The 25,614-nt window shown below is 72.5% G+C and carries 24 protein-coding genes and 5 pseudogenes; 12 read left to right on the top strand and 17 right to left on the bottom strand.

Annotated elements, in window-relative coordinates; all coding sequences use genetic code 11:
• Positions 1-83: 83 nt before the first annotated feature.
• Complete coding sequence (locus ABZV31_RS08805) at positions 84-530, bottom strand: ATP-binding protein (protein WP_355890008.1); 447 nt, start codon at positions 528-530, stop codon at positions 84-86.
• A gap of 215 nt (positions 531-745) precedes the next feature.
• Between ABZV31_RS08805 and ABZV31_RS08800 the strand changes: the two genes are divergently transcribed.
• The 5 genes and pseudogenes from ABZV31_RS08800 (at position 746) to ABZV31_RS08780 (ending at position 5,859) form a co-directional block, all read left to right on the top strand.
• On the top strand, positions 746-967 hold the full coding sequence (locus ABZV31_RS08800) for a 3-deoxy-D-manno-octulosonic acid transferase (protein WP_355890005.1): 222 nt from the start codon (positions 746-748) through the stop codon (positions 965-967).
• A gap of 174 nt (positions 968-1,141) precedes the next feature.
• Positions 1,142-2,617: pseudogene (locus tag ABZV31_RS08795) on the top strand (ornithine decarboxylase).
• Positions 2,618-2,847: 230 nt separating this feature from the next.
• Positions 2,848-4,254, top strand: a complete 1,407-nt coding sequence (locus tag ABZV31_RS08790; protein WP_355890112.1) for a cytochrome ubiquinol oxidase subunit I — start codon at positions 2,848-2,850, stop codon at positions 4,252-4,254.
• Between the two features lie 40 nt (positions 4,255-4,294).
• Positions 4,295-5,305 carry a cytochrome d ubiquinol oxidase subunit II gene (locus ABZV31_RS08785; RefSeq protein WP_355890002.1) on the top strand — a complete coding sequence of 337 codons (1,011 nt, stop codon included), beginning with the start codon at positions 4,295-4,297 and terminating at the stop codon, positions 5,303-5,305.
• Between the two features lie 98 nt (positions 5,306-5,403).
• A complete protein-coding gene (locus ABZV31_RS08780) occupies positions 5,404-5,859 on the top strand; it encodes a cyclic nucleotide-binding domain-containing protein (RefSeq protein ID WP_355889999.1) in 456 nt (151 codons plus the stop codon).
• Between the two features lie 9 nt (positions 5,860-5,868).
• Here ABZV31_RS08780 and ABZV31_RS08775 read toward each other — a convergent pair whose 3' ends face one another.
• Positions 5,869-7,170, bottom strand: coding sequence for an MFS transporter (locus ABZV31_RS08775; protein ID WP_355889996.1), 1,302 nt, complete (start codon positions 7,168-7,170; stop codon positions 5,869-5,871).
• Between the two features lie 98 nt (positions 7,171-7,268).
• Complete coding sequence (locus ABZV31_RS08770; protein ID WP_355889993.1) at positions 7,269-7,883, bottom strand: LysE/ArgO family amino acid transporter; 615 nt, start codon at positions 7,881-7,883, stop codon at positions 7,269-7,271.
• A 69-nt stretch (positions 7,884-7,952) separates the two neighbouring features.
• Here ABZV31_RS08770 and ABZV31_RS08765 point away from each other — a divergent pair, with 69 nt between their 5' ends.
• Positions 7,953-8,849: a LysR family transcriptional regulator ArgP gene (locus ABZV31_RS08765; RefSeq protein WP_355889991.1), complete on the top strand. Its 897-nt coding sequence runs from the start codon at positions 7,953-7,955 to the stop codon at positions 8,847-8,849.
• 37 nt (positions 8,850-8,886) lie between these two features.
• Here the strand turns inward: ABZV31_RS08765 and ABZV31_RS08760 are convergent.
• Positions 8,887-9,129, bottom strand: a pseudogene (locus tag ABZV31_RS08760) (TetR/AcrR family transcriptional regulator); the annotation flags it as partial.
• 43 nt (positions 9,130-9,172) lie between these two features.
• On the opposite strand from ABZV31_RS08760, the gene ABZV31_RS08755 reads away from it, so the two are divergent.
• Positions 9,173-9,379 (top strand): WhiB family transcriptional regulator, encoded by a 207-nt coding sequence (locus ABZV31_RS08755; RefSeq protein WP_355890109.1) that lies wholly within the window; start codon positions 9,173-9,175, stop codon positions 9,377-9,379.
• A gap of 38 nt (positions 9,380-9,417) precedes the next feature.
• Here ABZV31_RS08755 and ABZV31_RS08750 read toward each other — a convergent pair whose 3' ends face one another.
• The 6 genes and pseudogenes from ABZV31_RS08750 to ABZV31_RS08725 all read right to left on the bottom strand — a co-directional run bounded on the left by ABZV31_RS08750 (position 9,418) and on the right by ABZV31_RS08725 (position 13,923).
• Positions 9,418-9,867: a DUF6098 family protein gene (locus ABZV31_RS08750; protein ID WP_355889988.1), complete on the bottom strand. Its 450-nt coding sequence runs from the start codon at positions 9,865-9,867 to the stop codon at positions 9,418-9,420.
• Positions 9,868-9,948: 81 nt separating this feature from the next.
• Positions 9,949-10,290 (bottom strand): annotated as a pseudogene (locus ABZV31_RS08745) (sensor histidine kinase); the annotation flags it as partial.
• Between the two features lie 491 nt (positions 10,291-10,781).
• Positions 10,782-11,228, bottom strand: coding sequence for a hypothetical protein (locus ABZV31_RS08740; protein WP_355889985.1), 447 nt, complete (start codon positions 11,226-11,228; stop codon positions 10,782-10,784).
• Between the two features lie 32 nt (positions 11,229-11,260).
• Positions 11,261-11,728 (bottom strand): SHOCT domain-containing protein, encoded by a 468-nt coding sequence (locus tag ABZV31_RS08735; RefSeq protein WP_355889982.1) that lies wholly within the window; start codon positions 11,726-11,728, stop codon positions 11,261-11,263.
• A gap of 117 nt (positions 11,729-11,845) precedes the next feature.
• Positions 11,846-13,204 (bottom strand): hypothetical protein, encoded by a 1,359-nt coding sequence (locus ABZV31_RS08730; RefSeq protein ID WP_355889979.1) that lies wholly within the window; start codon positions 13,202-13,204, stop codon positions 11,846-11,848.
• A 62-nt stretch (positions 13,205-13,266) separates the two neighbouring features.
• Positions 13,267-13,923, bottom strand: a complete 657-nt coding sequence (locus ABZV31_RS08725; RefSeq protein WP_355889976.1) for an HdeD family acid-resistance protein — start codon at positions 13,921-13,923, stop codon at positions 13,267-13,269.
• 165 nt (positions 13,924-14,088) lie between these two features.
• Here ABZV31_RS08725 and ABZV31_RS08720 point away from each other — a divergent pair.
• Positions 14,089-14,283: pseudogene (locus tag ABZV31_RS08720) on the top strand (hypothetical protein); the annotation flags it as partial.
• On the opposite strand, the gene ABZV31_RS08715 reads toward ABZV31_RS08720, so the two are convergent.
• The 3 genes from ABZV31_RS08715 to ABZV31_RS08705 form a co-directional block, all read right to left on the bottom strand.
• Positions 14,235-14,432, bottom strand: coding sequence for a hypothetical protein (locus ABZV31_RS08715; RefSeq protein WP_355889974.1), 198 nt, complete (start codon positions 14,430-14,432; stop codon positions 14,235-14,237). The pseudogene ABZV31_RS08720 and the gene ABZV31_RS08715 sit on opposite strands and share 49 nt — an antisense overlap.
• Before the next feature lie 106 nt (positions 14,433-14,538).
• A complete protein-coding gene (locus ABZV31_RS08710; protein WP_355890107.1) occupies positions 14,539-17,115 on the bottom strand; it encodes a LuxR C-terminal-related transcriptional regulator in 2,577 nt (858 codons plus the stop codon).
• 245 nt (positions 17,116-17,360) lie between these two features.
• Positions 17,361-18,785 carry a M1 family metallopeptidase gene (locus ABZV31_RS08705; RefSeq protein WP_355889971.1) on the bottom strand — a complete coding sequence of 475 codons (1,425 nt, stop codon included), beginning with the start codon at positions 18,783-18,785 and terminating at the stop codon, positions 17,361-17,363.
• A gap of 173 nt (positions 18,786-18,958) precedes the next feature.
• Between ABZV31_RS08705 and ABZV31_RS08700 the strand changes: the two genes are divergently transcribed.
• The gene (locus ABZV31_RS08700) at positions 18,959-19,318 is read left to right on the top strand and encodes a DUF488 family protein (RefSeq protein WP_355889968.1); all 360 of its coding nucleotides are present in this window, start codon (positions 18,959-18,961) and stop codon (positions 19,316-19,318) included.
• On the opposite strand, the gene ABZV31_RS08695 is transcribed toward ABZV31_RS08700, so the two are convergent.
• The 4 genes and pseudogenes from ABZV31_RS08695 to ABZV31_RS08680 form a co-directional block, all read right to left on the bottom strand.
• A complete protein-coding gene (locus ABZV31_RS08695) occupies positions 19,209-19,958 on the bottom strand; it encodes a GMC family oxidoreductase (protein ID WP_355889965.1) in 750 nt (249 codons plus the stop codon). The two genes, ABZV31_RS08700 and ABZV31_RS08695, sit on opposite strands and share 110 nt — an antisense overlap.
• Positions 19,959-20,050: 92 nt before the next feature.
• A pseudogene (locus tag ABZV31_RS08690) lies at positions 20,051-20,212 on the bottom strand (GMC family oxidoreductase N-terminal domain-containing protein); the annotation flags it as partial.
• A 66-nt stretch (positions 20,213-20,278) separates the two neighbouring features.
• Positions 20,279-21,952: an FAD-binding dehydrogenase gene (locus tag ABZV31_RS08685; protein ID WP_355889962.1), complete on the bottom strand. Its 1,674-nt coding sequence runs from the start codon at positions 21,950-21,952 to the stop codon at positions 20,279-20,281.
• Between the two features lie 17 nt (positions 21,953-21,969).
• Positions 21,970-22,599: a TetR/AcrR family transcriptional regulator gene (locus tag ABZV31_RS08680; protein WP_355889960.1), complete on the bottom strand. Its 630-nt coding sequence runs from the start codon at positions 22,597-22,599 to the stop codon at positions 21,970-21,972.
• Between the two features lie 107 nt (positions 22,600-22,706).
• Between ABZV31_RS08680 and ABZV31_RS08675 the strand changes: the two genes are divergently transcribed.
• The 3 genes from ABZV31_RS08675 (at position 22,707) to ABZV31_RS08665 (ending at position 25,613) form a co-directional block, all read left to right on the top strand.
• A complete protein-coding gene (locus tag ABZV31_RS08675; protein ID WP_355889958.1) occupies positions 22,707-23,339 on the top strand; it encodes an alpha-ketoglutarate-dependent dioxygenase AlkB in 633 nt (210 codons plus the stop codon).
• 177 nt (positions 23,340-23,516) lie between these two features.
• Positions 23,517-24,272: an MBL fold metallo-hydrolase gene (locus tag ABZV31_RS08670; RefSeq protein WP_355889955.1), complete on the top strand. Its 756-nt coding sequence runs from the start codon at positions 23,517-23,519 to the stop codon at positions 24,270-24,272.
• Positions 24,273-24,281: 9 nt separating this feature from the next.
• Complete coding sequence (locus ABZV31_RS08665; RefSeq protein ID WP_355889952.1) at positions 24,282-25,613, top strand: DUF4032 domain-containing protein; 1,332 nt, start codon at positions 24,282-24,284, stop codon at positions 25,611-25,613.
• Position 25,614: the final 1 nt, after the last annotated feature.

Raw genomic sequence — 25,614 nt, 5'->3', positions numbered from 1 at the left:
TGGAGGCGAAGGAACAAACTCCGCTTCTTCAAAATTCATTGCACCCGGCAATGCTTTGCAGGAGGAGACGCCCGGCAGCGCGGTCAGGACAGGGACACCAGGGCGGTGATGCACTTGCCGCCGGACGGGAGGTCCCACACCCGGACGTCCCGTGCCAGTCGGCACACGATCGGCCAGCCGCGGCCGCCGACCTGGCGCCGGCCCTGCCGGTCCACGGGCGGTCGGGCCACCGGCCGCCCATCGCTGCGGTCGCTCACGCACACGCGCACGCCGCGCCCGACCACATCGACGTGGAAGTCGGTCACGCCGCCGCCGTGCAGAATCGCGTTGGCGGTGAGCTCCGAGGCGATGAGCTGGGCGTCGGAGAGGGCGCCCGCATCACACGGCGTGTGGGTGGCGCGGCAGCATTCGGTGACCGCGCGTTCCACCGCCCGGCGTGCGTCGGCCGGTTTGCACGGTCGGGGCTGCCCGGGCCGGTCCGCACCGGACGACGGCCCGGCGGTGGGGGTGGTCCTGTGCTTCTCGCACATTTCCTCGCTCCCTCGGTGGTGAAGAAAAGAAGCCGGACCCGGCCGGAGCACCGCGGGCCCCGGCGGCCGAGGGTGCACTCTCGGCCGCGGCGGAAGCCCTCGCACTGCGCGCACACTGCAGGCCTCTTGGTTCGGCTGACCTCTCCCGGGCCCGCCAAACCTCTTCTCCGCGGGCGGGGGCCATCTGGAACGGCGTGCGCGGGTAGGCGGAGTGCATGACCGATGTCGTGGACTCAGACGAGCTGTTGCGGCGGATCCAGCGCGCCCGGTCCTGCGCGGTGGAGGAGGAGCGGAAGTGGCGGGGACGCCGGGAGGCCCTCGGGCCGGACGACCCGGACGGGTCACGGGAGGCGGCCGTACGGGCGCTGGCGTACGAGACCGTCCTGCGCGTGCTGGACGAGATCCTCACCCCGGGCAAACACGGCGGGCAGGGTTGACCGTGGACATCGGCTGTGCCTCCGGACGTCGGCCGACGGTCCGTACGTGGACTGACCGTCCCTACGTGGACTGACCGTCCCTACGTGGGCGCGGCCGAGCCCCGGGCCGATGTCCCCTGACTGGTGGGCTGTACCGGCTGATTGGCGCCGACGGTTCCGGCCACCCGTGCGGCCATGGCTGTCGACCACACCCGAGCACCGGTTCTGAAGCACTCCTCGACTACCGCCGCGCGGGCCGGTTGTCGTTCACGCCTCCGGGGCACAAGCAGGCCCGCGGCGCCGATCCCGCGGTGCGGGAGGTGCTGGGCGACGCGGTCTTTTTGGGTGACGTGCTGGCCTCGGGCGGCCTGGACGACCGGCTCACCCGGGGACGCGTCCTGGAGCGGGCCGAGGAGCTGATGGCGGACGCCGTGCGCGCCGAGCACACGTTCTTCACGACGTGCGGGGTTCCCTGTCCGTCAAGGCGGCGATGCTGGCCGTCGCCGGCCCGCACGAGAAGCTGCTGATCGGCCGGGACGTCCACAAGTGGGTCGTGTCGGGCCTCATCCTGGCCGGCATCGAACCCCTCTGGGTCGAGCCCCGCCGGGACGCGGAGCGGCACATCGCCCATCCCCCGTCGGCCGAGGAGTTCAAGCAGGTCTTCGCGGCCCACCCGGACGCCAAGGGCGCGCTGATCACCAGCCCGACCCCGTACGGCGCCTGTGCGGACCTGCACTCGGTCGCCGAGGTCTGCCACCGGCGCGGTCTCCCGCTGATCGTGGACGAGGCGTGGGGCGCGCACCTGCCCTTCCACCCGGACCTGCCGTCCTGGGCGATGGACGCGGGCGCCGACATCTGCGTGACGAGCATCCACAAGATGGGCAGCGGCCTGGAGCAGGGGTCCGTCTTCCATCTGCAGGGCGACCTCGTCCCCCCGGAGCTGCTGAAGATGCGCGCGGACCTGCTGGGCACCACCAGCCCGTCGGTCCTGATCTACGCCGGACTGGACGGCTGGCGCCGGCAGATGGCCCTGCGCGGGCGGGAGATCATGGGCGGCACGCTGGACCTGGCGGCCGAGGTCCGGTCCGCGATCGAGGAGGTCGACGGAGTGCACGTCAACGACCGCGCCGACTTCTGCGGCCCCGGACTGGCCGACGACTTCGACCCGCTGCCCGTCGTCATCGCCCTCGCCGGGCTCGGGATCACGGGCTACCAGGCGGCCGACTGGCTGCGCGAACACCGCGGCGTGGACGCGCACCTGACCGACCACCGCCGCATCGGCGCGCAGATCACCCACGGCGACGACCACGAGACGACCCGGGAGCTGCTGGCCGCGCTGGAGGACCTCGCGCATGCCGCGCCGGATCTCGCCCTCGCCCCGCGGGCGGACGTGCCCGCGCCTGCCGAGCTGCGCTGGAGCAGGTGCGGCTGCCGCGGGACGCGTTCTTCGGGCCCGCCGAGCATGTGCCGGTCGCCGAGGCCGCGGGGCGGATCGCGGCGGAGATGGTCACGCCGTACCCGCCGGGGATCCCGGCCGTCCTGCCCGGCGAACGCCTCACCGAGCCGGTGCTGCGCTACCTGACCACCGGTCATGCCGCGGGCATGAACCTCCCGGACGCCGGTGACCCCCGGCTGGAGACGATCAGGGTCGTCGCGTCGGCCGCCGGGTGACCGCAAAGTGAAACCGGTCACGTGACCCGCTTCCGGTTACGCGGAACGGCCGAGATGGTTTACGGTTCATTCATACGCGGCGACGGGGTCGACCGGAACCGTCCTCCGTACGCCGCCGCAAACGGCCCTGGCTGGTTTCCCCCGTCCAGCCAGGGCTTTTCATGTCTTCGGGTTTCTCTCCAGGGCGAAGCCGATTGGGGTCGTTCCGTCCGGGTACGACGGGACTCGTGATGCGCACTCTGCTCACCGGCCCGTGGGTGCTCGCCGTGTACGCGGCCCACCGGGTCTCGGAAGGCGATCTGGCGGCGGCGCGGGCCCAGATGGGTTTCTCGCTCGCCTGGCACATCATCGTGGCCTGCCTCGGGGTGGGACTCCCGGCCCTCACACTCTTCGCCGAGTGGTACGGCATCCGCACCGGCAACCCGGCCCACCAGTTGCTGGCCCGCCGGTGGGCGCGCGCCATGGGCGTGCTGTTCGCCGTGGGTGCCGTCTCCGGGACGATCCTCAGCTTCGAGATGGGGCTGCTGTGGCCCGGCCTGATGGGCACGTTCGGCCAGGTGATCGGGCTGCCCTTCGCACTGGAGGGCATCGCCTTCTTCGTCGAGGCGATCTTCCTCGGCATCTACCTGTACGCCTGGGACCGGCTGCCGCCCCGCCGGCATCTGCTGACCGGCATCCCCATCGTGATCGCGGGCACCGCCTCGGCGTTCTTCGTGGTGTGCGCCAACGCCTGGATGAACCAGCCGCGCGGCTTCACCCTGCGCGACGGGAAGGTGGTCCGCGTCGACCCGTGGGCGGCGATGCTCAACCCCGCCAGCCCGCCGCAGACGGTGCACATGATCCTGGCCGCCTTCATGGTGGCAGCGTTCCTGACCGCCTCCGTGTACGCCGTGGCCCTCCTGCGCGGGCGCCGCGACACCTACCACCGGGCGGGGTTCTTCATCCCCTTCACGCTGGGCGCGATCGTGACGCCGTTCCAGATCGTCGTGGGCGACTGGGCGGCGCGCTTCCTGTCCGACTACCAGCCGGCCAAGCTCGCGGCGATGGAGGGCGTGTACCACACCGGCCCGCACGTCCCGCTGACGATCGGAGGCATCGCGGGCACGGACGGCCTGAAGTACGGCCTGGAGATTCCCGACGGCCTGTCCCTGCTGGTCGGCTACGCCCCCGACACCGTCGTGCAGGGCCTCGACCGCGTCCCGCGCGGCCAGCGGCCGCCGGTCACCGGCGTGCACTGGGCGTTCGACCTGATGGTCGCGATCGGCTTCTTCCTGCTGGCACTGGGCCTGTGGCTGCTGTGGGCCTGGTGGCGCCGCCGCCGCACCGGCGGTGAGCTCTCCACCCCCCGCCTGTTCCTCGCGCTGGCCGCGGTCAGCGGGCCGGCGGCGGTGGTGGCTCTGGAGAGCGGCTGGAGCGTGACCGAGCTGGGCCGGCAGCCGTGGATCGTGTGGGGGGTGATGCGCGTGCGGGACGCCGTCAACCCGGCTCCGGGGCTGATGGCGGGGCTGTGGCTGGTGCTGGTGGTGTACGCCGCCATGACCGTCGCGACGGTCTACGTCCTTCGGCGCCTGGCCCGTGGTACCCCGGTGCCGCGCGCCCCGCAGGAGGAGGACGTCGCACGGTATCCCGTCGTCTGAGCCGTCCTGTCGTACGTCGCCGAAGCCGCTGGAGGTGACCGTGCTCGCCAACGCCGCGCTCGCCGTCATGTGGGTGGGCCTGACCTGCTACGCCCTGTTCGGCGGTGCCGACTTCGGCGCCGGCGTGTGGGACCTGCTGGCGGGCGGCGCCGAGCGCGGCCGGGCGCGGCGCCGCCTGATCGAGCACAGCATCGGGCCGGTCTGGGAGGCCAACCACGTGTGGCTCATCTTCGTGGTCGTGGTGCTGTGGTCGGCGTTCTCGTCCGTCTTCGCCGCGGTGATGTCCACCCTGTACCTCCCGCTGACCCTGGCGGCGCTGGGCATCATCGCGCGGGGTGCCGCCTTCGCCTTCCGCAAGGCCAGCACCGAGCTGTGGCAGCAGCGGTTGTTCGGCGCCTGCTTCGCGCTGTCGTCGCTGCTCACGCCGTTCTTCCTCGGCACGGTCGCCGGTGGTGTCGCCTCCGGCCGGGTCCCGCCGGGGCTCGCCCAGGGCGACGTGGTCACCAGCTGGCTCAATCCGACGTCGCTGCTGGGCGGCGTGCTGGCCGTGGTGACCTGCGCGCATCTGGCCGCCGTGTACCTGTGCGCCGACGCCGGCCGTGAGGGCCGGCCCGAGCTTGCCTCGGCCTTCGCCCGGGACGCCGTGTCCAGCGGCCTGGCCGCGGGCGCCGTGGCCTGCGCGGGCATCGCGGTGCTGCGCGCGGATGCGCCGGAGCTGTTCCACGGGCTGACCCACCGTGCCCTGCCGCTGGTGATCGTCAGCGCGGTGGCGGGGCTCGTCGGCCTCGTCCTGCTGACCAGGCGGCGCTTCGTTGCGGCCCGCGCGGCCGCCGCCCTGGCGGTCGCCGCGATCCTGTGGGCGTGGGGCGCGGCGCAGTACCCGGCCATGCTGGTCGGCGGCACCACAGTCACCCAGGCAGCGGCCACCGGGTCCGTGCTGTCGGCGATCCTCGTCGCGCTGGGCGTCGGCGCGGTGGTGCTCGTACCGTCGCTGTGGCTGCTGTACGCGACCTTTCAGCGCGGGACACCCGAACAGCCCCCGTCCCGGTGAGCGGAAGTCGCGTCCGCCGAGGTGCCCGGGGCGCCGGCAGCGGCTGAAATGGGCGTAGGGAAATGCGCGGAACCGATCGCCGGCGAGGAGCCCTGGTCATGACCAAAGCGATAAAACTGCTGACCGCCCTTCCCCAGCAGCAGCGCGAGCGTCTGATGGAGTTGGCGCACGAGGTCTCCTTCCCCGAGGACACGAGGATCTTCGAGGCGGGCGGCACGGCCGACCGCTTCTGGGTCATCCGCTCCGGCGCCGTCCACCTGGACCAGCAGGTGACGCCCTCCCGCCGGGTGACGGTCGCGAGCCTCGGCGCGGGCGATCTGCTCGGCTGGTCCTGGCTGTTCCCTCCGTACCAGTGGGACTTCGGGGCCGAGGCCTTCAGTCAGGTGCGCGCCTACGAGTTCGACGCGGCGGCGGTGCTCGCGCTGTGCGTGGAGGATCCGCTGCTCGGGCTGTCGCTGGTGCGGACCGTCGCCGAGATCCTCGCCCACCGGCTGGAGACGACCCGGAGCAAGCTGATGGAGCAGTACGCGCTCCACCGGCGCGGGGCCATGTAGACAGGCCGGTCAGATGCGGTAGCGGCGCAGCGCCGGTACGGCCGCCGCCAGGCCCAGCATGAGGGCGACGACCAGCAGGCCGCCGCCCGCGACGGCCGCGCGGGGGCCGAGGGCCGAGCCGGCCGTGCCGTGCAGCACGTCGGCCAGGCGCGGACCGCCCGCGACGACGACCGTGAAAACGCCCTGCATGCGGCCGCGCATCTCGTCGGTGGCGGCGGAGAGCAGGATCGCGCCGCGGAAGACCATGGAGACCATGTCGGCGACTCCGGCGGCGGCCAGGAACGCGACGGCGATCCACAGGTTGCGGCTCACGCCGAACCCGGCGATGGCCACGCCCCAGGCCGTGACCGCGCCGATGACCATCCAGCCGTGCCGGCGCGCCCGCGAGAACGTGCCGGAGAACAGGCCGCCGACCACCGCGCCGATGGGGATCGCCGCGAACAGCAGGCCGAGCGCGAGCCCCTCGCCGTACGAGGCGTAGGTCTGGGCGGCGAGCTGCGGGAACAGGGCGCGAGGCATGCCGAAGACCATGGCGATGATGTCTGCGAGGAAGGACAGCAGCAGCACCGTGTGCCCCGAGATGTAGCGGAACCCGGCCGCGATCTCCCGCAGGCCCGCGCGGCGGGCCGCCGAGCCCGCCAGGGGCGGCAGCGACGGCAGGCGCAGCACCGCCCACACCGTGACGCACAGGGCCAGGGCGTCCATCAGGTAGAGCTCGGGCAGCCCGATGACGGGGATGAGGGCGCCGGCGAGCAGCGGTCCGGCCACCAGCCCGGTCTGCATGACGGTGGAGCCGAGGGCGTTGGCTGCGGGCAGTTCGTGCTCGGGGACCAGGCGGGCGATGGAGGCGTTGCGGGCCGGGGAGTTGAGACCGAAGAAGGCCTGCTGCACGGCGAGCAGGGCCATCAGGGCCACGACCGAGTCGAGCCGGGTGACGGCCTGCACCCAGAACAGCAGCGAGGTGACGGCGATGCCGCTGTTGGTGACCAGGAGCAGCTTGCGGCGGTCCACGGTGTCGGCGACCGCTCCGCCCCACAGCGCGAACACGACCATCGGCAGCAGACCGGCGAGGCTGGCGTAGCCGACCCACGCCGAGGACCCGGTGATGTCGTAGATCTGCTTGGGCACCGCAACAGCGGTGAGCTGGCTGCCGACGGCGGTGACGATGGTCGAGGACCACAGCCGGCGGTAGGCCGGACGGCGCAGGGGACGGGTGTCCATGGCCCAGCGGCGCCACCCGGCGGAGTGCGCCGGGTCCTCCGGCCGGGTCTGGGGCTGTGTGCTGCTGTCGGCGCTTTCGTCCGTGTCCACGGGCTTCCTGGTTGCTCGTTACATCTTTCGGTCCAGGGCCACTATGGCAGCACCGCCTGCCGCCCGAATCCGCAGGCCAGGTTCCGCCGTGGGCGGTCTCAGGATCCGGCGACGAGCGTGACGCCGAGCGTGATCATCGTGGCGGCGATCAGTCCGTCCAGGACCCGCCAGGCCGAGGGCCTGGCGAGGACGCGCCCGAGCAGCCGGGCCCCGAAGCCGAGGGCGGCGAACCAGCACAGGCTGGCGAGTGCGGCACCGAGCCCGAAGGTCCAGCGCAACGGGCCGCGGTCGGCGGCGAGGGAGCCGAGCAGAAACACGGTGTCGAGGTACACGTGCGGGTTGAGCCAGGTCATCGCCAGGCAGGTGAGCACCGCGCGCCTGCGGGAGCCCGCCGCCTCGCCGTCCGTCCGCAGGGCCGCCCCGGGCCGGAACACCCGGCGGGCGGCGAGGGCGCCGTAGCACAGCAGGAACGCGCCGCCGATCAGCCCGACCACGGTGAGCGCCCCCGGCCACGCGACCACGGCCGCACCGACCCCGCCGACGCCGAGCGCGATGAGCACCGCGTCGGACAGGGCGCAGATGCCGACCACGGCAAGTACCGCGTCCCGGCGGATCCCCTGGCGCAGCACGAAGGCGTTCTGGGCGCCGATGGCGACGATGAGCGAGAGGCCGGTGCCGAACCCGGCGGCCGCGGCGGTCAGGGCATGGGTCATGCCCTCGACGCTACGAAAACGATCACTCCACGTACAGCTAAAGATTCTTACGTACCCTTAGCTCTCGTGATGACGGAGCTTCCCCTCGACCAGGTGCGCACTCTGCTCGCGGTGGTGGACGAAAGCACCTTCGAGGCGGCCGCCGCGGCCCTGCACGTGACGCCGTCGGCGGTCAGTCAGCGAGTGAAGGCCCTGGAGCAGCGCACGGGCCGGGTGCTGCTGATGCGCACCAAGCCGGTACGGCCCACCGAGTCGGGCGCGGTGATCGTGCGGTTCGCCCGCCAAGTGGCCCGGCTGGAGCGCGACGCGTCCGCCGAGCTCGGGCTGGGCAGCGCCGGGGAGCCGACCCGGGTGTCAGTGGCCGTGAACGCCGACTCGCTGGCGACCTGGTTCCTCGGGGCCCTCACCCGCGTACCACAGGAGCCGCAGCTCTGTTTCGAGCTGCGCCGCGAGGACGAGGACCACACGGCGGCGCTGCTGCGGGAGGGACTGGTGATGGCGGCGGTGACCTCGTCGCCCGATCCCGTGCCGGGCTGCTCGGTGCGGGCGCTGGGCCGGATGCGCTACGTCCCCGTGGCGAACCCGGACTTCGCCGCCCGCCATCTCGCCGGGCCCCTGCTGGACGCGCTCGCCGAGGCACCGGTGGTGGTCTTCGACCGGCGGGACGACTTCCAGGACGGCTTCGTGCGCCGGCTGCGGGGCGAGCGCGGCGCCGCGAGCGAGGTGCGGCACTACGTGCCGACGTCGGAGGGCTATGTCGACGCCGTCGCGGTCGGCCTGGGCTGGGGCATGGTGCCCGAGGTGCAGGCCGACCCGCTGCTGCGCGCCGGCCGCCTGGTGCGCCTCGCGCCGGACCAGTCGGTCGACGTCCCGCTGTACTGGCAGCAGTGGAAGCTCGACTCGCCCGCCCTCGCGACGCTGGCCGAGGCGGTGGCGACGACGGCCGCGGAGGCACTGCGCGGGTGAGCCGGTAGGGGTGCGCCGAAGCTGCGCGGCCGAACCACTAACACCTGCCCCGAACCACCTCCAGCTGCGCGGCCGCGCTGTCCAGGAGCATCTCCAGGGCCGTCGGATAGGCGCTGGTGACCATGCGGGTCGCCAGCAGGGGGGCCGCCTCGGCGATGCGCGGGTGGGTGGCGGCGGGCAGCCGGGCGTACGTCGAGCGCCACATCTCCTCGTCCGCGCGCAGCGCGGCGCTCGGCGGGGCCAGCGAGGCGGCGTCGAGTGCGGCGAAGGCGAGGGTCTGGTACGCCGCGTGCCGCCACGAGGACCCCGACCTCTTCTTCCCCATCGGCACCACCGGTCCGGCGCTGCTGCAGACCGGACAGGCCAAGGCGGTCTGCCGGCGCTGTCCCGTCCGGGAACAGTGTCTGCAGTGGGCGCTGGACACGGGACAGACCATCGGTGTGTGGGGCGGCACGAGCGAGACCGAACGCCGCGCGCTGAAGCGGCGCGCGGGCGCCCGGCGCAGCTCCGGACAGCACCCCGGGCGGTGAGGGCCCGTCAGCCAACCCGGCCGGTGATGAGGGGGCTGTCAGCCGCCGGAGCGGCGCAGCGGCCCCCACTCCGCCTCCTGCCGGGCCACCTCGGCCCGCGCCTCCTCGATGACGCCGGAGTCGATCCAGCACATCGGCTCCACGTCCACCACCAACGGCTCGTTGTCGGGCCCCCGGCCCGTCTCCCGTCCCATCACGACCCAGGGGCGCACACCGGGGCCCTTCTCGTGCGGCAGATGACCGTAGTCGTACAGGCGGCGCGCCACCCACAGCTGCACGGACCGGTCCTGCCACCACTCCTCCAAGCCGAGGGGGTTGGCCGACAGTCCGGGCATGGGGACGCCCGTGAGGTCGTCGGTGCTGGAGGTGGCGCCGAGGTCGGTCTCGGGGCCGCGCGACCAGCGGACGTAGAGGCCCTGATGCCGCTCGACCAAGGCGGCGAGGTCGGCCAGCGTGTGCACGACCGGCAGGTCGTCCGATGCGCTCATGTAGTGATCTCCTTCTTGCCTCAGGCGCTCGGGGTACCCGCACGCAGCGAACGGAAATCAGCCTGGAATCCTTCGCTCCGGTCAGCTGTCCTCCGGCGCCGGGGCGGCGGCCAACCGCAGCGTGAAGACGCTGCCGGCTCCGGGCTCGCCGGCTGCGCCGACTGTCCCGCCGTGGGCGGCGACCAGGTGACGGACGATGGCCAGGCCCAGCCCGCTGCCGCCGGTGCGGCGGCTGCGGGACTTCTTCGCGCGCCAGAAACGGTCGAAGACGTGCGGCAGCTCCTCCGGGGCGATGCCGGTGCCGGTGTCGGTGACGTCGAAGACGACCTCGTCGCCGTCCCGGCGGGCGGCCAGGGTGACGGCGCCGTCGGCGGGAGTGTGGCGCAGGGCGTTGGAGACCAGGTTGCCGAGCGCCTGCCGCATGTGAGGGTGTGGACGCCGACGGGTGAGCGCGGGTCGCCGGACATGTGGTGGACTGTCCAGCCCTTGAGGGCGTGGTGGGCGGGCCCGCTCGCGCCGGCCTGCCGGCCCGCCTCGGTGCGCTGATGGAGCACGACCGTGGAGTCCGGGGAGTTCTCTCCGTGTCCGGGCATCGTCCGGGCATCACGACGGCCTGCCGGGAGCCGGACGGTAGGTGCGCCGGCGTCCTGGGGCCGAGGCCGGTATCTCCCGCGGGGTCACCTGGAGGGAGATCTCCCGCAACGGGGGTGCTCGTCCGCGCCGTGGTGGCGTCGCAGATGTGGTCCGACGCCGCCCAGGGCACCGCCGCCGCACCCGGTGAGCGGCAGGGACGCGGCGAGCAGGGCGACCCGGGGCGTGCGATGGATCATGCGTCGACTGTGGCCGACACATGTGAGGAACTCGTCAGGTCCCGATTCTCAACCGACGCCGCACCCCGCGTCCCTGAGATTCCCTCAGGCCCCGCGCGGCGCGCCCGGGGAGACGGCGGTGGAGTCGTCACTTCGTACGACGCACAGGGCCCAGATGATGAACGCCGAGAGCGCGATCACCACGATCGACCACAGCGGGTAGTACGGCAGGGAGAGGAAGTTGGCGATGATGATGAGTCCGGCGATGGCCACGCCCAGGATGCGGGCCCACAGCGCGGCCTGGGACAGCCCGATGCTGATGATCACGGCGACCGCCCCCAGGACCAGGTGCACCCAGCCCCAGCCGGAGAGGTCGAACCGGAAGACGTAGTTGCGGGTGGTGACGAAGATGTCGTCCCGGGCGATCGCCATGATGCCGCGGAGGATGTCGAGCAGCCCGGCAATCATCAGCATGACGGCTGCGAACGCCATCAGGCCGCCGGCCCACTGCTGCTTCGCCGTGCGAGCAGGCGCGGTGTGTGTCGCGGTCATTGTTCCGCCTCGTCTCGTCTCGATCGGCGTGCTCAGTGGCCGGAGGTGGGGGTGCCGGGGGTGGACCGGCCCGATGCGCCGCTGCCGGTCAGGATCAGCTCCTTCGCCCGGCCGAACTCCTCGTCGGTGATGTCGCCGCGGGCGCGCAGCTCGGACAGCTTGGTGAGTTCCTCGGCACTGCTGGGCCGGCCGGAGCCGGCCGCGGTCTCACGGATGTAGGCGTCGACCGCCTGCTGCTGGGCGCGCACCTGCTCCATTTCGCGACGGCCCATGCCCCTGCCGCGGGCGATGACGTAGACGAAGACACCGAGGAAGGGCAGCACGATGACGAAGACCAGCCAGCCGGCCTTGGCCCAGCCGCTCTGGCTGTCGTCGCGGAAGATGTCGACGACGACCCGGAACAGCAGGATGAACCACATGATCCACAGGAAGAACCACAGCATCGTCCAGAAGGCGCTCAGCAGTGGATAGTCGTACGCGAGGTACACCTGTGTGTTCATTTCTCTCCTCCGTCCCGGGCTCTCGCCCAGCTGCCGTTCTCCCCCATCAGCCTGCACACGCCAAGGAGCGAGCCGCCTCACCCGACGCGGGTGATCGTGTGGGTACGGGGGACCGGCTCACGGGACCGCCTGGTGCGGTTGCCCGGCCTTCGTCGCCACGGCCGGTCCCGCGGTGGCCGCAAGCACCGCCACGACGATCAGGACGACCAGGACGATGCAGAGGACCAGCGCCACAGCTCCCGTGGTGGGATGGTTCCAGAGCACCAGTGCCAGGACGCCGGCCCCGATGACGACGCCGGTGGTCCAGGACCGGTGGGTGTCCAGCCGACGTCCTGCCGCGCCCGTGTCCAGGCCGGTGCGCCGCAGCGCGGTGCCGGCGGCGGTCGTGCCCCGGCGGGCGAGGGTCCGCACGCCACGGGCGACACGTCCGGGACCGTAGAGGTACGCGGCCAGCGCCGTGATCACGGAGATCACCAGGAGGGTGCGCATGCTGTCGCGCAGGAAACGGACGAAGGTGTCGTAGATCGCCGCGGCGGCGTCGGAGGGCAGCGTGGCAGGTGGGACGGCGTCCAGGTAGATCCGTCGTACCACGGCCAGGGCGATGAGCAGGACCACCATCATCACGCCGATGCCCGTGGCCGTGACCAGCAGCATCAGCCGGTGCCCCGGGGCGGCCCACACGGCGAGGGCGGCGCACGCGAGGGTCAGCACGGGCAGCCAGGTACCGACGATGTCCAGCAGTCGCAGCCCGTCCTGCGCCTTGCCCAGTTGGTCGGTCCGGAACAGCGTGACCATCCTGTCGGGGGCCGGAATGGCGGCGGCTTTCTCGAAGCCCGCGTCGACCAGCCGTTGTTTCACCTGGTCGACGACGACCCCGATGTCCAGTTGCACCGCGTCACCCTCGGCGCGCAGGGCACCGCTCTTGTCACCGGTGAGCATGTTCAGCACCGCGGCGTGGGCCCGCCGGTTGGAGTTCACCCACGCCTGTTCGAAGGCGTCGCTGGTGATGACACGGCTCACGGTGCGGTGCACGACGCTGGTGACCGCGGTGCGCAGCGGGCCGGCGAGCGCCGTCGACGCCTCCACGACGCGCGGCGGCGCTCCGGCGTCGGCGAGCGCCTTGGTGAGCGACGCCGTCACCGCCTTGACGTCGACGTTGTCCACGACCCGGTTGGTCAGCCGGTCGATCACGACGTTCTGCACGGCCGGGTCCGAGCCCAACGGCGCGACGGTCTGGACATACCGGTCGGTGTCGGAGACCACGCCGTGCACCCAGGCCGCGACGACGGCCGGCGGAGCGAGCAGCAGGGTCAGCAGCAGCAGTATCGAGGCGCCGGTCCGGCGCGTCAGCCGGTGACGCACTGCAGCCGCCCGGCGGAGCCGCTCGTATTCCTCGCGCTCCGCACCGGTCAAAGGGTGCTGGGCGTCCGCGGAACCGCCGGAGTCCGGCGGAACGGGGGCTTGGGACGAGGCCATGGATCCTCCTGGGTCGTTGCGTACCGTCCGCGGGCGCCGGCGCTCTGAGCGTGGGACGGCGCTCAAGCCGTCACGGACGGACCGGACCGGCGTGCGGCGCCCGACCTGCGGAGCGCGGCCCGCCATGCGAAGGCGACGGCCAGCTCGACCAGACCGAGCAGCACGAGCCACAGGCCGAGCAGCCGGGTCAGTGCGACCGCCGACTCGGCCGGCAGGGCCAGGACCACGATCCCCGCGACGATCCCGATCGCCCCCGCGCCGAGAACGACACCGCGGTGCGGCAGGTCCCTGGCGGCGAGGGCCGTGTAGGCGGTCAGCATGCCGGAGACCAGCCACACGATCCCGACGATCAGCGAGAGCGCGGCGATGGTCTGCAACGGGTTCCTCAGGCACAGCACTCCGGCCAGGACGAACAGCACCGCGAGGAGCAGCTGGGGGAGCCGCTCACCGTGCCCCTCCCGCGCGAACGCCGCGACGAACCGGAACACCCCGGTCACCAGCAGGTACAGCCCGATGACGACCGCGAGGACGTGCAGGGTCTCGTCCGGCCAGACCAGTACGAGGATGCCGGGCACCAGCGTCGCGATCGCCGAACCCAGGATCCAGGTCCACGAGCTGCCGAGTCCGGCGAGCAGATCCGCGGGATCGCGACCGGGGGGCGTCCCGTCGGACAGGTGCTCGGGCCCGGTGTGCGGTGCCGAACGACGCGGAACGGTCATGGCTCCTCCTCGCGCGGTCGGTGCAGGTCGCTGCCGGACCGCCGAGGGGACGGGGCGCGGGGACCTCTTCGGGCCAGAGTCCCGCGCGGGGGGTGGCTGCCGGGTCACCCATGACGGGTGATCCGCTCGACCGGGTGCGGAGATCAGGTGAGGCTCGGACCAGCAACCATGCTGCAGATGACCGGAGGCCTGCTGCTCGTGGGCGTCGCCGCACGCGTACTGGCGAGCGCCGTCCAGGTGGGACTGCGCCGGCAGCACCGGGAGCAGCCGCCCGATGGGGGCTCTCGGCGACACGGTTCCCGGCCCCGAGATCACTCCGGAAGCCGACGCATCTCCACGACACGCAGCCCCAGCGACTGACAGCGGGCCAGCAGTCCGTACAGGTGCGCATCGTCCACGACGGGACCGAACAGGACGGTCTGACCGGAGATCACCACGTGGTCCAGCTCCGGGAACACTTTGGTCAGCGTCTCCGACATGTACCCGTCGACGCGGATCTCGTAGCGCATGAGCTGCTCTCCCCGCGGATGGCCTGGGGCGGGCGGACCGCGCCCGTCCCTGCGATCGTCCGTCCCGTCGTCCCGCCGGGCCTCACCCGGTGCAGGTGATCCGGCGTCACAGGAGCCGGAGCTCGCGTGCACGGCGCACCGCGTCGCTGCGCCGGTTCACCGCGAGCTTCCGGTACACGCTCTTGAGGTGGGTCTTCACCGTGTTCACCGACACGAAGAGGTCCGCGGCGATCTCTTCGGTCGACATCGTCTGCGCGAGTCTTTGAAGGACCTCGCGCTCACGCTCGCTCAGCTGCTCGACGACCGGAGCCGGGGGCTGGGCCCCGGGCGGCGCCCTCCGGGCGCGCGGCCCCGGGCGGGGCACAAGCCAGTCCTCGGCGAGCTCCTGCAAGGGCTCCGTGCTCAGCTGGTGGCGGATCCATGGCCCGGCCTCGAGGAACGGACGCCGCAACCGCTCGCGCCGGGCGGCGAGCAGCGCCTGGGCGACGAGCCGGCGGGTTGTGGCGCAGTCTCCCGCCTGGTCGGCGGCCTGCGCCCGCACCAGTGTGGCGGGGACCGTCACCGCGGGACCGTGGCGCTGCGTGGCGGGGAGACGGTCGAGCGCGTCCAGCGCCTCTTCGGTGTTTCCCGCCACGAGCTGGGCCCGGGCCGCCGCCACGGCGCAGGCCGTCTGGTGGTCCGCCACGTCTTCCAACACCTTCACGGCCGTCTCCGGGCGGCCCTCGGCCAGGTGTGCGGTGGAGGCCACCAGGGCCGCATGCTCCGCGGCCCACGGTGACCCGTCGGCGGCGCGGGCAGCGGACGCGGCGGCTTCCAGGGCCGCCCGCGTACGACCCCGGGCCAGGAGCAGGCGTGCCCTGGCGATGGCCTGCGCCGCCACCATCACCCGGTCCTGTGCCGCGGGACGGGAGGCCGTCGCCTGGTGGAGAAAGGTCTCGGCCTCGTCCAGTTCGTCGCGGTCGACGGCGACGGCGGCCAGGACCACCCGCCCGAGGCCGGAACCGGAAGGCTCGGCCACGCTGAACCGTTCCGCATCGGTGATCGCCGCCAGGGCCTTGCGTTCCGCCCTGCCTGGCCAGCCGTTGAGGTAGTCGATCAGCGCCAGGTGGCCGAGGGACTCCTGACGGGGCAGCGCCGTGGAGGCCCCGCCGGAGGTGTCGGCCGCCGCGGACAGGGCTGTGCGTGCGTCCTCGAAGCGTCCCGCCCACAGGCGGGCCGAGCCCAGATGCGTCTCCAGGAGTGCGGTGAGTTCGGGATGCTTGTCCAGGAGCTCGCCCGGGATGCCCTGCTCCAGTTCCCGCGCAGTCCGCGCCGCTCTTTCGGCCCCGTCCGAAAAGCCGGTCAGCCGGGCGGCCAGGGCCTCCAGCAGGGCGCAACTCAGCCGGGCCGCCGCCGCGTCGGGTCCGTCCCTGCTCAGTTCCTGCTCGGCGTGCCGCAGATGGGCGAGACCTCGGTCGACGTGGCGGTCGGACAGCTCGCGCGCCGCCCGGACGAGATCCGCCTCGGGGCCGCTTGCATCGGGCGTCATGCGTGAGAACAACTCGCAGAGGTCGTCGGCGCGCAGGCCGGTGAAGAGCTGTCCGATCGCCAGGTCGTCGACGAGGGCGCGCGCGGTGAATTCCCAGTCGCCCGCCGCGGCACCGTGTGCCAGCGCCTCGGAGAGGCTTCCCGAACTCTGGAGCCACCGCGCGGCCCTGCGGTGGAGTTCGCTCTCCAGTCCGGGAGAACGCACGCGAAGATGAGCCCGCAGGATCTCTCCGAACAGCGGGTGGAGGCGGTAACACGAGTGACCCAGGTGCTCCACGAACGAGTTCGCCCGGTGCAGCTCGGCCAGAATGGGCTCGGCGTCCCGCCGACCGGTCAGAGCGTTCGCCAGGTCGGGACAGAACCGCCCCAGGACGCTGACGCGCAGCAGCAGGTCCTGCGTCCGGGTCGGCTGCCTCTTGAGCACCTCGGCCAGCAGAAAGTCGGCGACGGTGCTCTGCCCGGCCTCGAACTCCTTCAGGTACGTCTCCGGATCAGGGCTCTGCTGTGCGGCCAGGGCACACAGCCTCAGGCCGGCAGCCCATCCCTGGGTGCGTTCCACCAGGGCGCGCGTGGCGTCACCGGACAGGTGCAGACCGTGGAGCTTCAGCAGCGTGGCCGCCTCCTCGGGCGTGAAGGCCAGCTCGGCACCGCGGATCTCCGTCATGGTGCCGACCGCCCGGTAACGGTGCAGCGGCAGGAGCGGTTCGGTGCGGGTGACGATGATCAGCCGCAGTCCCTCCCCGGCATGGTGCAGGACGAACTCCAGCTGTTCCGCGATCTCCGGAGCGGTCACACGGTCGTACTCATCGAGCACGACGATCGCGGGCCCGTCCCGGGCGCACAGTTCGGTGGCCAGCCGGGCGAGCAGCGTGTGGTCCATGTGGCGTGCGTCCGTCGGACAGCCTGCCTCCTGAGCCGTCCGGACTCCGCAGATGCGAAGGGCCTCCAGGAGGTAGGACCACAGGACTCCGGGCGCCTGGCCCCCTGCATCGCTGGTGAGCCACGCGACGGGCTGTCCGAGGTGCGCCGCCCAGTCGGCGACCACCAGGGTCTTGCCCGCCCCGGCCCCTCCGTTGACCAGTGTCAGCGGCGTCCGGAGGGCCTGGTCCAGGTGCGTGACCAGGCGCTCCCGCCGCAGGAACGTCGCAGGCCGCATGGGCACGGCGAGCCGGGTACGCAGGAAGGGGTCCCCCAGCGGATCGATCTTCGGAACCTTCGGCTCCGGATTGTTCTCGCCGAGTGGGGCCACGGCCCTCACCACCACAGTCCGTCAGGTCATGGGCAGTCCTCCCCTCGCTCAGGATCTCAGTGTTCCTGCGCACGTGCCCACCGCATGAGGGCCCATCGACCCCACCACGAGTCTGTTCGGCCACCCCCGCGGGGGTTGCCTTGCGGGCACACCTAGGACCTGCTTGGCTTGCCCGCCCCGTACAGCCAGGTGTGGAACAGCCCGCCGAGGTCCTTTCCGGACTCCCGTTCCGCCAGCGCGAGGAACTGGGCCGTGGTGCCGTGCCCGTCATGGTGCCCGGCCGCCCAGGCCCGCAGGATCCGGAAGAACGCCGGATCGCCGACGGCCCTGCGCAGCTCGTGCAGGGTCATGGCGCCGCGGGCGTAGACGGGGGTGCCGAAGATGTGCGCGCCGCTGCCGGGGTTGCCCGGCGGGAACGCCCACAGGTCGTCGCTTCCGGGGCGGGCGTACAGCGCGTCGAAGGTCTTCTGGGCGCTCCGGCCGCCGTGCTGTTCGCTGTAGAGCCACTCGGCGTAGGTCGCGAAGCCCTCGCTGAGCCAGATGTCCTTCCAGCGGGCGAGGGAGACGGAATCGCCGAACCACTGGTGGGCGTTCTCGTGGACGAGGGTGCTCAGGTCCGGCGCCGAGTCGTAGAGGGGCCGCCCCTGCGTCTCCAGCGCGTACCCGACGTTCGGCGCGTGGTCGACGATCGACCCGGCGGCGCGGAAGGGGCACGGCCCGAACAGCTTGCGCTCCCACTCGAGGACGGACGGCAGCTTCTTCAGCACGGGGGCGGCGGCGGTCGCCTCGCGCGGGTCGACGGCGTTGTAGACCTTGATGCCGGCGCTGGTGGTGTACTGCTCGACCTTGAACTTCCCCACGCTGGCGGTGGCCAGGTAGGCGGCCATCGGCTCCGGCTGGCGCCAGCGGAACGTGGTGCGGCCGTGGGCGGTGCGCTTGCCGAGGTAAGCGCCGTTGGCGATCGCGGTGCGCCCTTCGGGCACCGTGATGGTGAAGTCGTAGGAGGACTTGTCCTCTGGATGATTGTTCGCCGGGAACCAGGTCATGGCGCCCTGCGGCTCCCCGGCGACGAAGGCCCCGTCGTCGGTGGGGATCCAGCCGTCCGGGGAGCCGTCGGGGTCGGTGACCTGCTTGGGGGTGCCGTTGTAGGTGACGGTGACGCGGAACTCCTGGCCCTTGCGCAGGGCGGTGCGCGGAGTGACGACGAGTTCCTGGCCGTCGCGCCGGTAGTCCGCCTTGACGTGGTCGACCGTGAGACCGGTGACCTTCAGCCCCTTGAAGTCGAGGTCGAAGCGGGTCAGCCGCTGGGTGGCGCGGGCGGTGAGGACCGCCGTGCCGTCGAGGTGGCGGCTGTGCGGGTCGTAGCGGAGGGTCAGGTCGTAGTGCGCGACGTGGTAGCCGCCGTTGCCGGCGAGCGGGAAGTAGGGGTCGCCGGCCCCGGTGGAGCCGGTAGTGCCGGCCGCCGCGGGTCCGGCGGCCGCGAGCAGGGCCGCGACGGCGACAAGAACGGTCGTGACCACGGCCTCGCGCCTCAGGACGGCGGTGCGTCTGGGGGCCTGCTTCCGGGGTGGCGTCACGTGCTCTCCTTGGGGGGCGGGTGATCAAACCCCCTCAGATTAGGGGCCGCCTGGCTCGGATTCGCCCTCGTTCAGGTCACGTCACGCCGCGTCGCCCGCCGGGTGCGCCGCCGCCCGGACCCGCCGCAGTAGGCTCCGGCCACGACCCGTCCGCTCCCGAGAAAGGCCCGACCGTGAGCGTCCGTGTACGCCAAATCTACGACCCGCCCGAGCCGGACGACGGCGTGCGCGTCCTGGTCGACCGGCTGTGGCCGCGCGGCCTCTCCAAGGAGGACGCGCACGTCGACGAGTGGCCCAAGGCCATCACTCCGTCCACCGAGCTGCGCCGCTGGTACCACGGGGGCGAGGGCTCGTACGACGAGTTCCGGCGCCGTTACGAGGCGGAGCTCACCGAGCCCGATGCCGCCGAACGCCTCGCTCATATCAGGAAGTTGGCACGCAAGGGACCCGTGACGCTGGTGACCGCCTCCAAGTCGCCCGAGGAGGGCCACGCCGCGGTGCTGGCCGGCCTGCTGGAGCCTCAGTCGAGGTAGACGTGGGCGACGGCGGACGCGACGCCATGATGCTCAGTTGCGGGTTCACCTCGGGGCACGAGGGCAGGACGGAGCCGTCCGCGACCAGGACCCCGCGCACGCCCCGAAGCCGGCCCACGGGATCGACCGGTGCCTGGTGCGGGTCTGCGCCCGCGGCGGCGGTGCCGGTGGGGTGGAACGCGGAAAGGTGCAGCTCCCGCGGGGTGATGTCGGCGAGCAGCGCGTCGAGTTCGTCCAGGGTGCGGGCGCGCGGGGCCCGCGGGACGCCGGTGAGGACCTCTTCCGCCCCGGCGGCGAAGAGCACCCGCCCCATCGCCCGTACGGCCGTCAGCAGCCGTGCGCCGTCGCGCGGGTCGAGGGCGTAGCGGACGAGGGTGCGGTCGCTGCCCGCCACCCGGCCCGAGGGGCGGTCGACGATCATCGCGCCCAGTGTGGCGAGACGGTCGGCGGCCTCCAGTTCGCGGCGCAGGGCGCGGCCGACGCCGGGGAGGACGAAGCTGCTCATGCCGGGCGGGCTCGCGGTGGCCTCGATGAGGATCCCGCGGTCGTGCAGCTGCTCGATGCCGACACTCTGCAGGACACCCCGCCACGGCGTGACGGGCTCGGGGAAGCGACCCGCGACGCTGGTGGCCGGATGCACGCTGAGGTTCCCTCCCAGCCTCGGATGACCCGGCCGGAGCGGCGCAGCAGCGGCGGTGTCTGCAGGGCGCCCGCGGCGGTGACGACGAGCGGGCTGAGGATCTCGAACGCGCCGCCGTCCGGTCGGCCCACCTGCACCCCGGCCGCGCGCGGCCCGCCCGGACGGTCGTGGTCGACCAGGATGCGCCGCACCCGTGCCCCGGTGAGGATGCGGGCGCCCGCGGCGCACGCGTCGGGCAGGACCGACAGCTGCACCTTGCGTGGACGGCTTGTTCGCCGGTGCGGTGCGCAGGCGTGCCCACCGCACCGGCGTGGCGCAGGTCAGGCCGTCTGCCGCGCCGCGGCCCGTCCCGCCGCGCGCCCCGAGAAGAGGCAGCCGCCGAGGAAGGTGCCCTCCAGGGCGTTGTAACCGTGGACGCCACCCCCGCCGAAGCCGGCGACCTCGCCGGCCGCGTACAGGCCGTCGATGGGCTGCCCGTCGGTGCCGAGGGCGCGGGAGTCGAGGTCGGTCTGGATGCCGCCGAGGGTCTTGCGGGTGAGGATGTGCAGCTTGACGCCGATCAGGGGGCCGGCCGCCGGGTCGAGGATGCGGTGCGGGGCGGCGACCCGGCCGAGGCGGTCGCCGATGTAGCGGCGGGCATTGCGGATGCCCTGGACCTGGGCGTCCTTGCTGTAGGGGTTGGCGATCTGCAGATCACGGGCCTCAATCTGGCGCCGTACCTCGGCCGCGTCGAGGAGCGGTTTGTCGGTCAGCCCGTTCATCTTCTCCACGAGCTGCTCGAGGGTGTCCGCGATGACGAAGTCCGCGCCGTGCCGCAGGAAGGCCTGCACGGGTCCGGGCGCGCCCTTGCCGAGCAGCCGGTCACGCAGCACCGCCTTGCGGTCCTTGGCGGTGATGTCGGGGTTCTGCTCGGAGCCCGACAGGGCGAACTCCTTCTCGACGATCTTCCGGGTCAGCACGAACCAGGAGTGGTCGTGGCCCGCGATGTCCTCGGTGGTGCGCAGGTGCTTCAGGGTGCCGAGTGTGTCGTAGCCGGGCAGGCACGGGTCGGGCAGCCGGCGCCCGAGCGCGTCGAGCCATATGGAGGACGGTCCCGGCAGGATGCGGATGCCGTGGCCGGGCCAGATCGGGTTCCAGTTCTGCAGGCCCTCGGTGTAGTGCCACATGCGGTCGCGGTTGACCAGCCGGACCCCGGCGTCGGCGCTGATGTCGAGCATCCGGCCGTCGACGTACGCCGGGACGCCGGTGACCATCTGCGACGGCGGGGTCCCCAGGCGCTCGGGCCAGTAGCGGCGGACGATGTCGTGGTTGGCGCCGATGCCGCCGGTGGTGACGATCACGGCCTGGGCGGTGAGTTCGAACTCGCCCACCGGGTCGCGGTTGGAGGCGACGCCGCGAGGGGAGTCGTCCTCCGCCAGGACGGTCCCGCGCACGCCGCACGCCGCGCCGTGCTCGATGACGAGTTCGTCGACCCGGTGGCGGTGGTGGAAGGTGAGCAGCCCGTCCCGCGCCGCTTGCTCGGCGTGGTCGACAAACGGTTCCACGACGCCCGTACCGGTGCCCCAGGCGATGTGGAAACGCGGTACGGAGTTGCCGTGCCCGTCCGCCCGCAGGTCGCCGCGCTCGGCCCAGCCGACCGTGGGCAGCAGCGTGATCCCGTGCCCGGCCAGCCAGGACCGCTTCTCCCCCGCCGCGAACTCGACGTAGGCGCGCGCCCAGCGCACCGCCCAGGAGTCCTCGTCGTCCAGCCGGTCGAACTGCGCGCTGCCCTGCCAGTCGTTCCAGGCGAGGTCGAAGGAGTCCTTGATGCCGAGGCGGCGCTGCTCCGGGGAGTCGACGAGGAACAGCCCACCGAAGGACCAGTACGCCTGCCCGCCGAGGTTGGCGGCGTTCTCCTGGTCGACCAGGGCGACCCTCCGGCCCCGGCTGGTCAGCTCGTGCGCCGCGACGAGGCCCGCGAGACCGGCTCCGACGACGATGACGTCCGCGTCCATGGCGACCGTTTCCTTCCTCATAGGGGGTTGCCGCTGCCGTCGGTGAGGAGCGCGGTGAGCAGCTGTTTGAGCCAGCCTCGAGCGCCGTCGACGTCCTTGTCCAGCAGCAGTTGGGTGGTGACTCCGTCGTACGCGGCGACGACCGCGTGGGCGGCGCCGTCGACGTCGCCCAGTACGGCGGGCAGTTCGGTGTGCCCCCGGGCGCGTGCGAGCCGGTCCGCGATGGCCCGGCGCAGGCGCGCCCGGTGCTCCAGCAGGGTCTGTGCCACGGCCGGGGCGCGGGCGGCATGCACCAGGAAGTCCGTCTTGACCAGGAGCCACTCCAGGTCGAGGAGGAGCACTTCGGTGACCCGGTCGACGGCGGCGGGCACGTCGAGGTCCGGCCCGTCGAGGGCGAGCGCCCCGGCCACCTGGTCCGCGATCAGGTCGGCGCGCTCCTGGTACAGGGCGAAGAACAGCTCGTCCAGGGTGGCGAAGTTGGAGTAGAAGGCGCCCCTGCTGTAGCCCGCCGCGTCGCAGACCTCCTCGATCGACACCCGGCCGAAGCCCTTGGCGGCGAACACCTTGAACGCGGCGTCCAGGAGATTGGCCCGCGTGCGGACCCGGCGCCTGGTGACGCGCCTGGCCGCCCCCTCCTGCACCGCCATGTCCCGCCTCCGTTCGATACGCGAATGTATCCGATACATCGATGTATCCAAAGAGGCCGCCAGACATTCGATGGGAACAGATTTTCGATTCAGGGTACGCTGGAACCGTGACCGCGTACCACCTCCAGGGCTCCCTCTTCGACCAGACCGACGAGCTCCGGTTCGGCCCGCTCACGGGGCTGCGCCGCACCGAGCTCGGCTTCGGCGCCTGGATCGACGTGCTGCCCGGGTGGCTGAGTGGGGCCGACGCGCTGTTCGAACAGCTGGCCGCCGAGGTGCCGTGGCGTGCGGAGCGCCGGACGATGTACGACCACGTCGTGGACGTACCGCGGCTGCTCGCCTTCTACGGCGCGGACGACCCGCTGCCCCACCCGGTGCTCGCCGACGCGCGCGACGCGCTGACGGCGCACTACGCCGAGGAACTGGGCGAGCCGTTCACCACGGCCGGGCTGTGCTACTACCGCGACGGCCGGGACAGCGTCGCCTGGCACGGCGACCGGATCGGGCGGGGTGCACGCGAGGACACGATGGTCGCGATCCTCTCGGTGGGCGCGCCCCGGGACCTGCTGCTGCGCCCGATGCGGGGCGGCGGCGGGACGGTCCGGCGTCCACTCGGGCACGGTGACCTGATCGTGATGGGCGGCTCCTGCCAGCGGACCTGGGAGCACTGCGTCCCCAAGACCACGCGTGCCGCGGGACCGCGGATCAGCATCCAGTTCCGTCCGACCGGGGTGCACTGAGACCGCGTGCACTGAGGCGGAGAAGCGGCTGTCTCGGATGCGCGCGGGGGCTGCCTCCGGCGGACGGCGCCGGAGGCGGCTTCATGTCAGCTTTCTCTCCCCGCGTGCACGTGCACCGCAGCCACATCTGGTTGGCTGTCCCCGTCGGGCAGCCACCTCGGGATGCGGGGGAGATCGATGCGGGCGGATGTGCAGCAAGTCGCCGACGGCACCTACCTGGTGCACGGCAGCAACACCAACTGGGTGATCCTTACCGAAGGGGACGCGGCCACCCTGGTGGACACCGGCTACCCGGGAGACCGCCGGCTCCTGCTCGACTCCCTCGCCGCGGTGGGGAGTTCGCCGGAGGCGGTGGCGGCCGTGCTGATCACCCACGCCCACAACGACCACCTCGGCTCCGCCGAGCACCTGCGCGGCACCTACGGCACGCCGGTGCAGCTGCACGAGGCCGAAGTGCCGCACGCGCGCCGGGAGTTCCTCCACCAGGTGTCCGTCGGACAGGTGCTGCGCAACGGCTGGCGGCCCGGCGTGCTGCCGTGGGCGGTGCACGCGATCCGCTCCGGTGGCACCGCGCACGTGCCGGTCACCGCTCCCGAGCCGTTCCCGGCGGAGGGCCCGCTCGACCTGCCGGGCCGGCCCGTCCCCGTCCACACGCCGGGCCACACCGAGGGCCACGCGGTCTTCCACCTGCCGCACGCGGGAGTGGTGATCTCCGGCGACGCCCTGGTGACCGGCCACCCCACTTCCCGGATCGAGGGGCCGCAGCTGCTGCCCGACATGTTCCACCACGAACGCGCCAGGGCGGTGGCCTCGTTGGACGTACTCGAAGGCCTCGACGGCAACGTGCTGCTGCCCGGCCACGGGCCCGTCCACCGCGGCCCGGTGCGGGCGGCCGCGCAACGGGCACGGGAACGGGCCCTGCAGGGTCGCTAGGGTCCCGCCATGGCCTTGCAGATCAGCGCCATCAATCCGGAACACCCCGCGCTCCTGCTCGAACTGCCGTGGGACCTGCCGCTGGAGGAGTGGCCCGAGGAGTACCTCGTGCCGCTGCCGCGCGGCATCTCGCGGCACGTCGTGCGCTACGCCCGCGCCGGGGACGAGGTGATCGCCATCAAGGAGCTCGCCGAACGGCCGGCGCTGCGCGAGTACGAGCTGCTGCGCGACCTGGACCGGCTCGGCATCCCCGCGGTGGACGCGCTCGCCGTGGTCACCGGGCGCACCGGCCGTGCGGGCGCCCCGCTGGAGCCGGTGCTGATCACCCGGCACCTGGGCGGCTCGATGCCGTACCGCTCGATGTTCGAGACGACCCTGCGTTCGAGACGACCCTGCGTTCGAGACGACCCTGCGTTCGAGACGACCCTGCGCCCGGCCACCATGCATCGCCTGATGGACGCGCTCGCCGTGCTGCTGGTGCGCCTGCACCTGGCCGGGTTCGCCTGGGGCGACTGCTCGCTGTCCAACACGCTCTTCCGGCGCGACGCGGGCGCGTACGCGGCGTATCTGGTGGACGCGGAGACCGGCGAGCTGCACCCGCAACTGAGCACCGGGCAGCGCGAGTACGACCTCGACCTGGCCCGCGTGAACATCAGCGGCGAGCTGCTCGACCTGGAGGCCTCCGGCGCGCTGCACCCCTCGGTGGACCCGATCGAGTTCGGCACCGAGATCTGCGCCCGCTACCGGAGCCTGTGGGAGGAGCTGACCCGCAGGTCGGTCTACCCGGCGGGCAAGTACCACTACATCGAGCGCCGGATACGCCGGCTCAACGACCTCGGCTTCGACGTCGCCGAGATGCAGATCGAGCACTCCTCCAACGGCGACACGGTCACCTTCGTGCCCAAGGTCGTCGACGCCGGCCACCACCAGCGGCAGCTGCTGCGCCTGACCGGCCTCGACACCGAGGAGAACCAGGCGCGGCGGCTGCTGAACGACCTGGAGAGCTGGATGGCGACCCAGGACGACTACGCGCCGGGCGACCCTCCCCCAAGCTCTCGGCTCCGCTCGAGCAGGGGGCACCCCCACCCCCACGCCGCCCGCCCGGAGGTGCTCGCCCACCGCTGGGTGCGGGAGGTGTTCCGGCCCACCGTGCGGGCCGTGCCGCGCGAGCTGCGCGGCGCCATGGACCCCGCCGAGCTCTACCACCAGCTGCTGGAACACCGCTGGTACCTGTCCGAGCGGGCGCAGCACGACATCGGCCTCGACACCGCGGTCGAGGACTACATCAGGAACATCCTGCCCAAGGCGCGCGAGACGCTGGAGCCGACGGCGCCGCAGTGAG

The sequence above is a fragment of the Streptomyces sp. NPDC005202 genome, from assembly GCF_040608235.1.
Classification (GTDB): domain Bacteria; phylum Actinomycetota; class Actinomycetes; order Streptomycetales; family Streptomycetaceae; genus Streptomyces.
The sequence above is the reverse complement of the archived record's forward strand: the minus strand, read 5'-3'. Positions and strand labels throughout refer to the sequence as shown.